The sequence below is a fragment of the Patiriisocius sp. genome, from assembly GCF_051252435.1.
GTDB lineage: Bacteria > Bacteroidota > Bacteroidia > Flavobacteriales > Flavobacteriaceae > Patiriisocius.
In genome coordinates, this window is the sequence record NZ_JBPOFW010000001.1 from 399,190 (window position 1) to 413,922 (window position 14,733).

Here is a 14,733-nt window from a genome sequence, read left to right on the forward strand (position 1 = left end):
GTCTGGACTCTTTTTTATTTTAATCTGTTTAGGTTTAGCTTATGGTCTATTTGCTACTACACGGGTATTTTTCATTTCCCAAGTATCTACTTTTGCAATTTTAGAATCAACATAGGTTACTTCTTTTTTAGTATTTCCGTCAAAGAAAGACCAAACACCTACTTTGTTACCGTTCTCATATGTTGCAGCAGCCGTAACTACACCATTTACATCGTAACTTGTCCATTCGCCTTGTAATTTATTGTCAGCAGTGTAAAACCCTGTCTGAGCTACAGCTCCATTTTCGTGAAACAAAGTAGCTTTAATTAAATCGCCAACCTGCACATAACTATTCTTAACCTTTTTCATATCACAAGTTTTTGAACAATCTTGTGCGAACGACATATTTGTTGCGAATAAAACAACAACTACTAAAAGAATCAATTTTTTCATAATAAGGGCATTTAAATTAATAGTGATGTAAATATACAACATTTTTACTATTACGAAACATTTACATAACATTAATTTAACATTGAAACATCAATTACTTGGTATTCAATGTTTTACAATGTTATCTAATTATTTTACCTAAAGTAGCTCAATTTTATAGACATTTAACCTATTTACTCAAGAAATAGGTAGCTCAAATTGATAAGTCATAACATTTACATAACATACACATGAAAAATTAATTCCAAATTTGCGTTGTAATACCTTTTTATATGGATAGCATTTATTTAATCATGTTAGTTGCGCTAGGAGTGCTAGCAGTTGCAGATTTAGTCGTTGGTGTAAGTAACGATGCTGTTAACTTTCTAAACTCCGCAATAGGGTCAAAAGCAGTTGCTTTTAAAACTATAATGATTGTTGCCAGTGTTGGTATTGCTTTTGGAGCCTTATCCTCTAGCGGAATGATGGAAGTAGCAAGAAAAGGTATATTCGTGCCAAGCCAATTCTACTTCGACGAAATAATGATTATTTTCATGGCGGTAATGATTACCGACATTTTGCTACTTGATTTCTTTAATAGCTTAGGCCTTCCCACATCTACAACAGTATCTATCGTTTTTGAATTATTAGGAGCTGCTGTATGCGTTGCCATCATCAAAATATCAAACAATAGCGATACTTACGCACAAATAGGCGAATACATAAATACTGAAAAGGCAACCGAAATTATCTTTGGAATTCTGCTCTCCGTTGTCGTCGCATTTACGATAGGTGCGTTTGTCCAATTTGTTACTAGATACCTTTTGACATTTCAATTTCAGAAAAAAGCCAAGTGGGTTTCCTCTGTATTTAGTGGTATTTGTATTTCTGCAATATCTTACTTCATCATTGTAAAAGGCCTTAAAGGCACTTCCATCCTACCCGAAGGTTTCAATCAATGGGCGAGTGAAAATCTCTTGCAATTTCTAGGTGCCAACTTTGTTATATGGACGGTGCTTTCATTTATAGCAATTTCAGTATTAAAGACAAACATCTACAAAATCATCATTATACTTGGGACTTTTGCACTTGCCATGGCTTTTGCCGGTAATGATTTAGTAAATTTCATCGGCGTATTTATGGCAGGATACGAAGGATACTTGTCTTACAGCGATGCTTTTGCACAAACAGGTATTGCCGCATCACAGTTTTCAATGGAGAGCCTTTCAGAACAAGTCCAGGCAAAACCCCTTTTATTACTTGTTGCGGGAGGAATCATGATTCTTACATTATGGTTTAGTGAAAAAGCAAGGCGTGTTGTAAAAACATCAGTCGATCTTTCTCGACAAGACGAAGTAAAAGAGCGTTTTCAACCTAATTGGCTTGCCCAAAATTTAGTGAGAGGCGTAATATTTATCAATAAAGGATTTAGTAAAATTTTACCCGCCCCCATTACGAATGCCATCGACAAAAGGTTCACACTCCCAACGGCGGCAAAAATTATGGAAAAGGAAGCACCTGCTTTTGACATGGTTCGTGCCGCAGTAAATTTAATGGTTGCCAGTGTATTGATTTCGGTTGCAACGGGAATGAAACTTCCTCTATCAACTACGTACGTTACATTTATGGTTGCCATGGGAACTTCTCTTGCCGACAGAGCTTGGGGAAGCGATAGCGCAGTATATCGTGTTGCTGGAGTTATTAATGTAATTGGCGGTTGGTTTATGACGGCAATTTCCGCATTTTTTGCTGCTGCAATATTGGCTGCACTTATTTATTTCTTCGGAAAAGTAGCCTTAGGAATATTACTTCTGCTCGCCATTGCTCTTATCATTAGAAGCTCTATCCGTGGAAAAAAGAAAAATCTAGAAATAAAAGAAGAAGCGCTATTCAAAAAAGCCGAAAGTTCTTCCATGACTGGTGTAATTGAAGAAAGTTCTAACAACGTTGCAACCACAATGAAACGTGCTTCAAAACTATTGAGCTACACGATTGAAAATTTAGCGAAACAGGACTTGTCAGGACTCAAAAAAGCACAACGCCAAGGAGACAAGCTGGGTGACGAAATGGATGAACTAAACAGCCATGTTTTCTATTACATGAAAAATACTGATGAAACAGGAGCAGGTGCAAGTCAATTTTATTTACTCGTCCAAGATAAACTGCAAGACATCGTGCAATCGCTCAATCTTATAAGCAACAAGAGTTATAAACACGTAAAAAACGGACATCGTGGATTGACTTTCAGCCAAATCAAGGATTTAAAAGTGATAGAAAGCAAAATGCTAATATTGTTTGATAAAGTGAGAACAGAGTTTAACAATAAATCAATGCATAACCTCCCTCAGATTATTGATCAAAAACAGGAATTTGCAGATTTCATGTCGCTAGAAATTAGCAAACAAATTAGTCGTACTAAAAAAGGAGAATCTAGCCCTAGAAACACGGCACTTTTTATGACCATTCTACTCGAGTGTAAAGACCTTGCCGAAGCGACAGATTCCCTTTTGACCAAATACTATATTGCCCATACAAATGCAAAACAACCAAGATAATATTTGTTACTATTTAAAATCAAAAAGCAGTATTATTTCTTCTGAAGTGAACTGCTTTTTTTAATTAAGCATCTTTTTAATTATTTCTGTATTATTCATTTCTGAAAAAAAAAGATAATTTCAAGTTTAAAAGAGCAACCAATTTTTAATTATTTTGAGTTCATTTTTTAAGTCAATAGCCGTTCGGGAAGCAACTGTCAATTCTTCACTTTTTCAAAAAAAAACTGTCCTTAAGTCCTAACAGTTAGTTTCCTATCAAAACATAAAATCAAGCGCAAATCATTTGTCAACATAAATCCATATTTCATCAAAAATTAAAAATTGCCCATCGTACCGTAGAAATCGCATTGACTATCTAGGAGCTGTAAAGTAAATAGACCCCTTTTCTATAAAATTTATAATTACCTATTTATCAATTATTTATGTATGCCTTTTCTAATATATTTCTCACTTAAAAACAGAGAAAACGTCAGGTTCATTTTAATTTTAGATGTATAATTTTGTTCTATTTATATACAAATCAATTTTCTTCCTTTTAGAAATTTAATCAATACTTCTTAACAAAACGGTGTTGATATTTTTCATTTTAGCGTGAACTCCTATCCTTGTTGATCTCTTAACGTTTTGTTAATAACCATGTTGAGAAACCTCTATAATTAACTCCATTTTGTCTCTAAATTAATAAGATATTTACCTATCATTATAGAACACATTTACCACATTATTTATGGAGATTACACAAATTAGGAAGCGAGACTTTACAACAAAATCGTTTCACCTAGACAAAATAACAGCCGCTGTATTGAAGGCGATGAATGCCAATGAAACAGGGTCTGACGACGATGCTCAAAATGTTGCACTATCTGTATATAAGGTGCTTCTAGAAAGAAAAGAAAGCGACCCTACATACATCCCTACTATTGAACAAGTACAGGATGTTGTAGAGACAAAACTAATGGAATGTGGTTTCCCAGAAGTGGCAAAAGCATACATACTCTATCGCGATAAAAGAGCCCAAGAACGTAAGACTGATATCTTTGAAAAACGTATAAGTCTTAAACCTTATGAGTATCCTCAACTGTACGAATACGTTCCTGCAATCCGTCACTCGTATTGGATTCATACCGAGTTTAATTTTACAAGCGATATTCAAGATTTTAAAACAAAATTAAATAACGTAGAACGTAGCGCAATAAAAAACACGATGCTTGCTATTTCTCAAATCGAGGTAGCAGTTAAGAATTTTTGGGGTGACCTATATCACAGGATGCCTAAACCAGAAATAGGTGCTGTAGGTTCTACTTTTGCTGAAAGCGAAGTGCGTCACGCAGATGCATATTCTCACCTTCTAGAAATTCTTGGCTTAAACAAAGAATTTAAAGCACTGAAGAAAAAACCAGTTATCATGAAACGTGTGCAGTATTTAGAAACCGCACTTCGTAACTCAAAAAGTGAGGACAATAAAGAATATGCCGAGTCTGTATTATTATTCTCTCTATTTATTGAGCACGTATCATTATTCTCACAATTCTTGATTATCATGGCTTTTAACAAGCACAAGAATATGTTGAAAGGTATCTCTAATGTGGTAGAGGCAACTTCAAAGGAAGAGCAAATTCATGGTGATTTTGGTATTGAACTTATCCAAATTTTAAGAGATGAACACCCTGAATGGTTCACGCCAGAATATCACGCAAACATCAAACAACTATGCCTAGATGCATTTGAAGCAGAAGTTGATCTAGTAAATTGGATTTTTGAAGACGGAGAATTAGACTTTTTACCAAAAAATGTAATTAATGAATTCTTGAAAAACCGTTTCAATAAATCTTTAGTAAGCATAGGTGTTGAAGAAGTTTTTGATGTTGACGAAACCCTCGTTAGAGAAACCGAATGGTTTGATGACGAAATAATAGGAACCAAACACGGCGACTTCTTCGTAAAACGATCTGTAAACTATAGTAAAAGAACACAAAGTATAACTAGCGACGACCTTTTTTAATATGATTCAACAAGAAAACACCTCACAAGAAGTTCAGAAAACTTCAAAGAATACAAACGATTTTATTTCCGCTAGAAAAGAAGCACTTTCTAATGCCGAATCTAAAACGGAAGGCTTCGCGTGGCTTAACGAAAACAGCCGTAATTTTTTACAAGCTGGTTACCTTACCGAAGGTGTTGGCCCAGAGCAACGCATTAGAGAGGTAGCCGAAAGAGCAGAAGAAATTCTAGGCATGCCTGGATATGCTGATAAGTTCTATGGCTACATGAGCGAAGGGTATTACTCACTTGCTTCTCCTGTTTGGTCAAACTTTGGAAAAAAGAGAGGCCTGCCTATTAGCTGTTTTGGTTCTCACATTGATGACGATATAGGGAACATCCTTTACACACAATCTGAAGTTGGAATGATGTCTAAACTAGGAGGAGGTACTTCTGGTTACTTCGGAAAAATACGTCCTCGTGGAGCTGCTATTAAAAATAATGGTGAAGCATCTGGAGCGGTACACATCATGCGCCTTTTTGAATCAATGGTAGATGTTGTGAGCCAAGGATCTGTTCGTCGTGGTCGTTTCTCTCCATATCTTCCAATAGATCATGCAGATATTAAAGAATTTCTAGAAATAGGAAGCGAAGGAAATCCAATCCAAGAATTGACGCACGGTGTGACTGTGACCAATAAGTGGATGGAAGAAATGATTGCAGGGGATGTAGAAAAAAGAACAACATGGGCAAAAGTATTACAGAGCCGCGGAGAAATGGGTTATCCATATATCTTCTTTACTGACAACGCAAACAATAATGCTGCAGATGTTTATAAAGACAAAGGGCATAAAATACACGCGAGTAATTTGTGTACCGAAATCATGCTACCATCAGACCACAATTGGTCATTTGTATGTGTGCTTTCTAGTATCAACGTATTACATTACGACAAGTGGAAAGACACAGATGCTGTTGAAACAATGGTATATTTCTTAGATGCTGTCATTACAGAATTTTTAGAAAAATTAGAATCGTACAAAAATTCCGAAGACAGAGAAGACCGTCAAACATTCTTGTTCATGGAGCGTGCGTATAATTTTGCAAAAGAAAACAGAGCATTAGGCCTTGGAGTTTTAGGATGGCACTCATTATTACAATCTAAAAAGTACGCTTTCAACAGTAAAGAAGCATTCGATTTAAACAGCGAAATCTTTAGAGAAATCAAAGAACGTTCTTATAAAGCTTCCGAAGAATTAGCCGATGTTTTTGGAGAACCAGAAGTATTAAAAGGCTACGGAAGAAGAAATACCACTTTAAATGCAGTTGCTCCAACAACGTCTTCAGCGTTCATTTTAGGGCAAGTTTCTCAAGGAATTGAGCCTATCTGGTCTAACATTTATGTAAAGGATATCGCAAAAATTAAAACGACTATCAAAAATCCATACTTGGTAGAATTACTACAAGAAAAAGGAATGGATACAAGAGAGGTTTGGTTGGACATTCGCGATAGAGACGGATCTGTACAACACCTTGATTTCTTAACCGAAAATGAAAAAGAGGTTTTCAAAACCTATTCTGAAATAGACCAAATGGACATCGTGTATCAAGCTGCCAACCGTCAAAATCATATTGACCAAGGACAGTCTGTAAACATCATCGTGCATCCAGACATGCCTACAAAAGAAGTAAACAAGATTCACATTACTGCGTGGAAACTAGGATTGAAATCCCTGTATTACCAACACAGTATGAACGCCGCACAAAAATTCAAACAAAAGAAAGATTGTGCATCTTGCGAAGCATAATCCTTATTGAATCAAAACAAAGGAGTCCCTATTAATTATATTAGTAGGGACTCTTTTTTATTTGGGGTTTTTCAATAGAAACAATTTGGAGCAAAAAGATTCAGATTTAAAATTAAAGCAGTTTCCAGCTTTCCACTACAATCTTTATTTCGCTATCGCTTCAATAAAGGATTTTCATTACAATCGGGGCTAGCAAAGTAGGTCTAGTTTTCTTCGAGTAACATTATAGTAGGTGTTTTTCTGCTATCTTTTCAAGTTCGGCATACCAATGCACACCAAATTTCCGAATCAAAGCTTCCTTCACAAATTTATACACAGGAACTTTGAGTTCGTTCCCCAGCGTACATGCATCATTACAAATGGGCCATTTATGGTAGTTCACCGCGGCAAATTCACTATAATCTTGCACTCGCACGGGATATAAATGGCACGAAATAGGTTTTTTAAAATCAATTTCGCCAGCATTGTAAGCATCTTCAATTCCGCAACCTGCCGTTCCATTTTCAGAAAAATTAACATACGCACATTCTTCCCCATTCACTAAAGGCGTCTCAAGTTCGTCGAGGTCACTTACTATATGTGTTCCTTGCGCTTCAATTGAAGCAATACCCTCGGGACGAAGAAATGGTTTTACCTTGGGATAGATTTCCTTTAAAATGGAAACCTCCTCTTTAGACACGGGAGCTCCAGCTTCTCCAGCAACACAGCACTCACCTTTACAGGCTCCTAGATTACAGACAAAATCCTTTTCGATTAAATCCTCACTAACAATTGTTTTTCCTAGTTGAAACATATCTGCAAACCTACAATTTTTGAAATTGAAATAGAAATCAAAAGTAAAGACAAAAAGTAAAATTTAACCACATAAAATGAAGTGTAAACTCATTAATTTTTATACAACTAAGCTTTAAAAAAAGACTAATTTTGCAGGATTGATAAACTTTTTAAAAACCCGTGTTGACGGAAGGAAATGAATTTTAATGTTAAGGAAATAGCAACAGCAACGATGGTACTTTTTGCGGTAATCGATATAGTGGGCAGCATCCCTATTATCATATCGCTAAAAGAAAAATCTGGAACCATAAAAAGTGGTCGTGCGTCTATCATTGCAGCTATTGTACTAATCGTATTTCTATTTGTAGGCGAAAAAATTCTAAGCCTTATTGGTATTAATGTCTACGAGTTTGCCGTTGCAGGTGCTTTTATTTTATTCTTTATTGCTATTGAAATGATTTTAGGAATCAAACTTTTTAAACAAAATGAAGAAAGTTTAGGAACAGCAACTGTATTCCCAATTGCATTCCCTATCGTCGCGGGACCTGGAAGTTTAACCTCGCTACTATCGCTACGAGCAGAGTTTTCATTAGAAAATATTATCGTAGCAATCATCATCAATGTTATTGTTGTATTTATCGTATTGCGAACTTCGGGAAAATTACAGCGCGTTCTAGGCAAGAATGGTATTCAGATAATCGAAAAGGTTTTTGGTGTAATTTTGCTTGCCATTGCAGTAAAATTGTTCACATCAAATATTCAGGAATTATTCAATTAATTACTGAAATTTTAAAGAGACAAAAAATAATTAATTCATTAAAATTTCGGCGAAAGCCTAAAAATTATGAAAATTTTCATCTACATATTACTACTACTTTCAGCAGGAATGTTGATTTACAATTTGACAAATATTAATTGGAACGCCCCTTTTGACGGTGAAAGTACCGTAGCAGCAATTTGCACCATGGCAGCAGCTTGCGTTATGGTTATGCTCGCAATTTTATTGGTTTCAAAAAAGATTGCTTCGGTTAAAAAGTAAGAAAAAAGATTTATTCCTTAACGGAGGTGTTCGTAGGTCGGGTCTCCAATTCAAAGACTTTTTTAATCATCGGATCATTCTCGTTGATGATAAACTCAAAAGCATTATTACCATAGAGCTGTTGCGCAAGATTCGCTTTGATTGCTTTTTTGAGCGCATCCTTGTAATCCCTAAACATCACGGGGCTTTCGGTAAGGCGTACGTATTCTAAGAACTCTCCCACAACCGAGTCGCTAATGAGATAACCTGCAATAAATTGCGCTTGAGATATGCCCTTAAACTCGTCGCGGTGTCTGTCCAAATACTCAAAAGCAAAATAGCTCATCGTTCCATTTCGTGAAACGTAATCAATAGTTTCGCCTTCCATACTCGTATCCTTCGGAACAAAAATATCTGGGATGATTCCACCACCTCCATAGACAACCTTTCCTTTTGGAGTCACATAACGCAACGAATCATTTACCGAAATACTATCTGCACTCTCCAGCTCGCCATTTTTATAGCGCTTTTCATAATCGTCATAATAAGCATCTTTGCCTTCTGTGTATGGCTTTTGAATAGACCTTCCCGTTGGCGTGTAATACCTTGCGATTGTTAATCGTACTGCACTTCCATCACCAAGCGACATTTCTCGTTGCACGAGTCCTTTCCCAAACGAACGTCTTCCCACAATAGTCCCTTTATCATTATCCTGTAAAGCTCCCGCAACAATCTCGCTGGCAGATGCAGAGTTTTCATTAATAAGTACGTACAATTTTCCGTTTTCAAAATCACCGCGTGAAGTCGCAAACGACTCTTCTTCATCTCCATTTTTATTTTTGGTAACGAGAATAAGTTTGTCATCTCCAAGAAATTCATCTACAATTTCTTCGGCTGCGGAAATGTAACCCCCGGGATTATTTCGTAAATCAAGAACCAATCTAGAGATACCCTCTTTCTTTAATTCTTTTAAGGCCTTTTTAAATTCGTCAGGAGTCGTCTCTGCAAAACGATTGATTTTTATGTAACCCAAATCCTTGCTGAGCGTGTATGACGCATCAATACTTACTAACGGAACCGTCTTTCTCCGCACTTCAATATCCCGCAGTTTAGTTTCGCCGTCCCTTTTAATCCTTAAACTAACCGCACTATTTTTCACACCTTTTAAATATGCCGAAATACTATCGCGGTCAAACTCTTTTCCAAAAACGGGCTTTCCATCGGCGTATAAAATTCGGTCGCCCGGTTTAATTCCGGCACGTTCAGCAGGACCGCCTTCAATGGTTCTAATCACAGCAATCGAATCTTGATACACATAAAACGAAATCCCAATGCCGGTAAAGTTTCCGCGCATATCATCTGCCGCAGCTTGATAATCAGATTCAGGAATATATACAGAATGCGGATCCAGATTTTCTAGAATTCCATTAACGGTAACATCAACGATACTATCTGTATTAACATCATCCACATATTCGTAGTCAATATAATCGATGAGTCTGTTTAGTTTTTCCTTTTTAGAGTTTTTCGCAAAAATAGCCTCGTTAGTACTAAAGTTGAGTTTTGACCCAATGAGAACGCCCATCGCAATTGCGACACCAGTAATCAACGGAATATATTTTTTATCTAAACCCACTAAACTAAATCAAACCTGAATTATTATTAAAAGAACTATTTGCTGAACTAAATCTTAGCATTGTCAACATCAACTATATGCTCTATTGTAACGCCAGCTTTTTTTAAAAATTTTAAGCCGCTGTCATCTTTGTAGCCTTGAAGATATACAACACGTTTTATGCCAGATTGATGAATCAATTTACTACAATCTTTGCAAGGGGACATGGTAATGTAAAGTGTAGCGCCTTCACAGGATTGTGTTGAGCCCGCTACTTTTAAAATTGCATTTGCCTCTGCATGAAGTACGTACCATTTAGTTGCTCCGTCTTCATCCTCGCATACATTTTCAAATCCTGTTGGCGTCCCATTATAACCATCACTGATAATCATTTTACCTCTTACAATTAACGCGCCAACTTGCCTTCGCTTGCAATGTGAGAGTTTGCTCCACTCTCTCGCCATCCTCAAATAGGCAACGTCATATTTATGCTGTTTTTCCTGCTTCATTATATTGCTATAAGTGGCTAAATTAAAGATACGTTACAGCCTTGCAAAGTTATTTTATTCTTTTCTGAAATTTTTAACTCAAACAACTTCCGTAAATCATGGGAAGTGAAAGTAAAATTACCATTATGGAAACGATTGCAATCCAAAGTTTTTGAGAAACTTTCAATTGTTTTTGGAAGAACCAAGTTAATATCAAAACACCAAGTACGATGATTAGTTGTGCAAATTCTACTCCCAAGGCAAAGTACAGCAAAGACTGTAACGCATTTTCCTCTTCAATAAGAATCATATTAAAATATCCCGCAAAACCAAACCCATGAATCAATCCAAATATTAATGCCGTAGCAAGGAGTAGCCATGTATTTGAAATTTTGGCTTTGCCCTGTAATTTAACAAGGTTGAAAACCCCAGCGATTAAAATTGTGATAGGAATCAAACATTCAACCCAATTGCTGTCAATTGTAAAAACTTTGTAATGCGAAAGTAATAACGAAATACTGTGTCCCACCGTAAATGCTGTAACGAGGAAAAACAGTTTACGCCAAGTCGCAAATGTAAATGCAGCGCTCAACGCTACCAAAAATAGCAAGTGGTCGTAGCCTTGCCAATCTAAAATATGTTCAAGTCCTAATTTTAGGTATAGCCAAAAGTCGGTCATTTCTAAATTTAATTTTGGGATAAAGATAATCTGAAAACTTAATTATGTACCTTTAAACTAATGTCAATTCATTAAAATTTCAGGTATCAAAAAAGAAGATCAGCACATTTCAAAAGAGGAAATTAACGTTCCTCAAACACAACCCAACAATCCGTTGCACGGTGTTAAGCTAGCAACTATTGTAGAATTTTTGCATGAAAAATATGGTTGGGAAGAACTGGACCGTCGGATGAAAATGAATTGTTTTGCAGTGAATCCATCTGTAAAATCCACCTTAAAATTTCTTCGGAAAACAGACTGGGCAAGGGAAAAAGTGGAACGACTGTATTTGCGTTCTATAGACAAAAAATAGCTGCTTCAGAAAATACCCACAAGTAGTTTTAGTTATTTTTATTTACTTTTAAAACTCACAAGCATCTTCCCCACAATGTGTTACGGTTTGTAATACGTTTTTATTAATTCAATTTTATTGTTATTATGGCATACGATAGGAAGTTGCCTATTATCCTTATTCCAGGGATTCAAGGCACAAAACTGTACAATGTAAATCTTGACGATTTTAGCACACATTGGTCTGGCGTTAAAAAATTCTACACAAACATCCACAGTCTAAAACTGCAGCGGGATGGCAAGAATGACATAGGGGCCGAGACGATTATTGAACGTGCCGATGTTGAAAATATGGCATATTCTGAAATCATAAATTACCTCAAATCCAAAGGGTACAGAGTATTCATTTTTGGATATGACTGGCGTAAGTCAAATATAGATTCTGCTAGAAGTTTAAAAACATATATTGAAGCATTACGAGACAAACTCAACGTAGGAGAATTTAATTTTCTAACACATAGCATGGGTGCGTTGGTACTTTCTGGGTATTTAAAACTATTGAGTGATGAAGAGCGCAACAAGATTGTAAACAGAGCGATTTTTACGGTTCCTACCTTTTTAGGGAGTATTGAGGCAAGTTTTAATCTTGTCATTGGAAAATCGAGACTTTTTAATAGTAGTGATGATTTTAGAAAAATTGCGAGAACCTTTCCTGCCGTTTATGAGCTGCTTCCCGTATTTAAGGATGCATATAAGTTTGAAAACCCCATTACAGCTGCAAATTTTGACCCATTCAATTTTTATAGTTATTGGCAACAAGTTGCAAATGCAGATAGAGAAGATACCATTGACAAACATGAATTTATGGCATACCGCTTAGATAAAGTTAGAGAAGTGCGAGATCAAAACAACCTCATTTTTGATCTTTCAACGTGTGGCGCATCCTTTAGAAAAAAGTGTTTGGTTGTATGTGGCGGTAAAGAAAAAACAAAAAGCCATATTGTAGTACACGATCGCCGTGACCATTTTAAAAACTTTTTTGACTATGAAGCAATCAAAGAAGATAAAGAAGGAGATGGAACAGTACCACATGAAAGTGCGAGTATTTTTAAAGATAGTGTGCTCACATTAAGAGTAGATAAAAAAGCATTAGAAAGCTGGGCAGATTCAAGAATGACCGGACCAGATTGGCATGCGTTTTTCCTAAACAACGGTAGAGTTCAAAATGTGCTACAACGATTTCTAAAAGGAGACACACAAAGAGACGATTGGTACGAAAGTGCTGGTGGAAAAATCGAAAAAATAACCTAACAACTTCAATCATGCAAACATTAAAATTACGCTCTAGAAATTCCAGCGTTCACGTACTCGAAGAATTACTGACCAGCCTTGGCTATGAGGTGTATGTTTCAAATTATTTTGGAGCAGATACGGACCGCGCAGTAAAGGATTTTCAATCAAAAAACAACCTCGTTGTTGATGGTATCATGGGCGCAAAAACATGGGCAATCTTGCTTAACGCGCAACAACAATTAACGCAATTTAATGACAAATTTCTGTCTGAAGATGATTTAAAAGATTTTGCCTCTCAGTATGATTTAGAGCTTGCGGCAGTTAAAGCCGTCAACGAAGTAGAAAGCAACGGAAAAGGTTTTTTGCTCGACGGCCGCCCGCGCATCTTGTTTGAAGGACACGTTTTTTGGCGCGAACTCAAATCAAGGAACATTACACCTGAAACATTGATCAGCGACCGCTCAAAAAACGTGCTTTACAAAAGTTGGACAAAGAAACATTACGAAGGCGGAAAACAAGAATATGACAGATTGGAAAAAGCAGCAGGATTGAGCGACGACGACAAGGTACACGATGCAGCGTATGTTTCGGCATCCTACGGAGCATTTCAAATAATGGGTTTTCATTATAAATTACTGGGTTATAGTACTGTGGATGGTTATGTTGCAGATATGTACACCCATGAGCGACAGCATTTAAAAGCGTTCGGGCTTTTTTGCAAAGCGAATAACTTAATACGCCATCTTAAGAGTAAAAATTGGGCAAGCTTTGCAAGAGGGTATAACGGCCCAGGATATGCCGCCAACAAATACGACACAAAACTGGCAAGCGCCTATAGAAGATACAAAGGGATGTAGTTTTACTTCGGAAATGTAGTATTGAAAAATATTGTATTTTTAATTAAAATATTGGCTATGAAAAAATTACTACTCTTCTTACTCGTTTTATTTTTTTCCATTGATATTTCAGCACAAAATCCAGATATTATTGGCACTTGGTATTTTTCTTATTTTACTGGTGATTTAGGCAACCCATATCCATTAATGCCAGGAGATGCTCCTCAAAACCCATATATAATTATCAATTCAGATTATACCTTTGAAGGAATTGCTGCATGTAATACTTTTTCTGGAGATTTAAACTTTAATGGTGAAGAAAATAGTGCCATTGTTGAAAATTTTATGCAAACAACAAACACTTGTGACACCTCACAACAAACAGGTTTTGAAAGTTCTTTCTTTTTAACCTTTGATGAATTTCTGACTACTGATGTTTTTAGTATCGGAGTGAATCAAAATGAATTTTTGATGGAATCATTTACTGGTTTTGGACTAAAATTTCAAGACACCGTTTTTCTTTCCATTGAAGATAACCTTAGTTCTAGTGTTGCCATATTCCCTAATCCAACATCAAATAATCTTTCAATCAATACGAACGGATTTTCAATTTCAGAAATATCAATCTATACTAGCAAAGGAAGATTGATTGCTTCTGAAATTTATAACGGGCAAACTATTGATGTTTCATCTTTAAATAGTGGCATTTATTTTCTTGAGCTCTTTTCCGAAGGTAAAAAGACCGTAAAGAAATTTATTAAAGAGTAGAAAAACTTCCACAGAATATAAAATTGATTATTTTTGCAGTCCAATTTTAAAGCTCGAGTGGCGGAATTGGTAGACGCGCTGGATTCAAAATCCAGTGACTTCGGTCGTGCGGGTTCGATTCCCGCCTCGAGTACTGTTAAACCCTGTTAATCATTTGATTTACAGGGTTTTTTGTTTT

At 36.2% G+C, this 14,733-nt stretch carries 14 protein-coding genes and 1 tRNA gene; 10 read left to right on the forward strand and 5 right to left on the reverse strand.

Features of this window, described 5'->3' with window-relative positions:
- Positions 1 to 39: 39 nt before the first annotated feature.
- Positions 40 to 348 (reverse strand): toxin-antitoxin system YwqK family antitoxin, encoded by a 309-nt coding sequence (locus tag ACSHW7_RS01715; RefSeq protein ID WP_435677588.1) that lies wholly within the window; start codon positions 346 to 348, stop codon positions 40 to 42.
- 356 nt (positions 349 to 704) lie between these two features.
- Between ACSHW7_RS01715 and ACSHW7_RS01720 the strand changes: the two genes are divergently transcribed.
- From ACSHW7_RS01720 to ACSHW7_RS01730, 3 genes are all read left to right on the forward strand, one after another.
- Positions 705 to 2,966: an inorganic phosphate transporter gene (locus tag ACSHW7_RS01720; protein ID WP_435677589.1), complete on the forward strand. Its 2,262-nt coding sequence runs from the start codon at positions 705 to 707 to the stop codon at positions 2,964 to 2,966.
- 727 nt (positions 2,967 to 3,693) lie between these two features.
- Positions 3,694 to 4,968, forward strand: coding sequence for a ribonucleotide-diphosphate reductase subunit beta (locus ACSHW7_RS01725; protein ID WP_435677590.1), 1,275 nt, complete (start codon positions 3,694 to 3,696; stop codon positions 4,966 to 4,968).
- A 1-nt stretch (position 4,969) separates the two neighbouring features.
- Positions 4,970 to 6,754, forward strand: coding sequence for a ribonucleoside-diphosphate reductase subunit alpha (locus tag ACSHW7_RS01730; protein WP_435677591.1), 1,785 nt, complete (start codon positions 4,970 to 4,972; stop codon positions 6,752 to 6,754).
- A gap of 223 nt (positions 6,755 to 6,977) precedes the next feature.
- On the opposite strand, the gene ACSHW7_RS01735 is transcribed toward ACSHW7_RS01730, so the two are convergent.
- The gene (locus tag ACSHW7_RS01735) at positions 6,978 to 7,547 is read right to left on the reverse strand and encodes a DUF3109 family protein (RefSeq protein WP_435677592.1); all 570 of its coding nucleotides are present in this window, start codon (positions 7,545 to 7,547) and stop codon (positions 6,978 to 6,980) included.
- 177 nt (positions 7,548 to 7,724) lie between these two features.
- Between ACSHW7_RS01735 and ACSHW7_RS01740 the strand changes: the two genes are divergently transcribed.
- Together ACSHW7_RS01740 and ACSHW7_RS01745 are read left to right on the forward strand one after the other, a co-directional pair.
- Positions 7,725 to 8,306, forward strand: a complete 582-nt coding sequence (locus ACSHW7_RS01740; protein WP_435677593.1) for a MarC family protein — start codon at positions 7,725 to 7,727, stop codon at positions 8,304 to 8,306.
- Between the two features lie 66 nt (positions 8,307 to 8,372).
- Positions 8,373 to 8,567, forward strand: a complete 195-nt coding sequence (locus ACSHW7_RS01745; RefSeq protein WP_435677594.1) for a hypothetical protein — start codon at positions 8,373 to 8,375, stop codon at positions 8,565 to 8,567.
- A 10-nt stretch (positions 8,568 to 8,577) separates the two neighbouring features.
- Here ACSHW7_RS01745 and ACSHW7_RS01750 read toward each other — a convergent pair whose 3' ends face one another.
- The 3 genes from ACSHW7_RS01750 to ACSHW7_RS01760 form a co-directional block, all read right to left on the reverse strand.
- A complete protein-coding gene (locus tag ACSHW7_RS01750; RefSeq protein WP_435678251.1) occupies positions 8,578 to 10,131 on the reverse strand; it encodes a S41 family peptidase in 1,554 nt (517 codons plus the stop codon).
- 98 nt (positions 10,132 to 10,229) lie between these two features.
- Positions 10,230 to 10,670 (reverse strand): deoxycytidylate deaminase, encoded by a 441-nt coding sequence (locus ACSHW7_RS01755; protein ID WP_435677595.1) that lies wholly within the window; start codon positions 10,668 to 10,670, stop codon positions 10,230 to 10,232.
- Between the two features lie 73 nt (positions 10,671 to 10,743).
- Positions 10,744 to 11,328 carry a HupE/UreJ family protein gene (locus ACSHW7_RS01760; protein WP_435677596.1) on the reverse strand — a complete coding sequence of 195 codons (585 nt, stop codon included), beginning with the start codon at positions 11,326 to 11,328 and terminating at the stop codon, positions 10,744 to 10,746.
- A 121-nt stretch (positions 11,329 to 11,449) separates the two neighbouring features.
- On the opposite strand from ACSHW7_RS01760, the gene ACSHW7_RS01765 reads away from it, so the two are divergent.
- The 5 genes from ACSHW7_RS01765 (at position 11,450) to ACSHW7_RS01785 (ending at position 14,688) form a co-directional block, all read left to right on the forward strand.
- Positions 11,450 to 11,680 (forward strand): VF530 family DNA-binding protein, encoded by a 231-nt coding sequence (locus ACSHW7_RS01765; RefSeq protein ID WP_435678252.1) that lies wholly within the window; start codon positions 11,450 to 11,452, stop codon positions 11,678 to 11,680.
- Positions 11,681 to 11,805: 125 nt separating this feature from the next.
- Positions 11,806 to 12,969, forward strand: a complete 1,164-nt coding sequence (locus ACSHW7_RS01770; RefSeq protein WP_435677597.1) for a lipase family alpha/beta hydrolase — start codon at positions 11,806 to 11,808, stop codon at positions 12,967 to 12,969.
- Between the two features lie 11 nt (positions 12,970 to 12,980).
- Positions 12,981 to 13,808: an N-acetylmuramidase domain-containing protein gene (locus ACSHW7_RS01775; protein WP_435677598.1), complete on the forward strand. Its 828-nt coding sequence runs from the start codon at positions 12,981 to 12,983 to the stop codon at positions 13,806 to 13,808.
- A 57-nt stretch (positions 13,809 to 13,865) separates the two neighbouring features.
- Entirely contained in the window at positions 13,866 to 14,555 is a 690-nt protein-coding gene (locus ACSHW7_RS01780) for a T9SS type A sorting domain-containing protein (RefSeq protein WP_435677599.1), read from the forward strand.
- Between the two features lie 51 nt (positions 14,556 to 14,606).
- Positions 14,607 to 14,688, forward strand: a tRNA-Leu gene (locus ACSHW7_RS01785).
- Positions 14,689 to 14,733 lie beyond the last annotated feature (45 nt).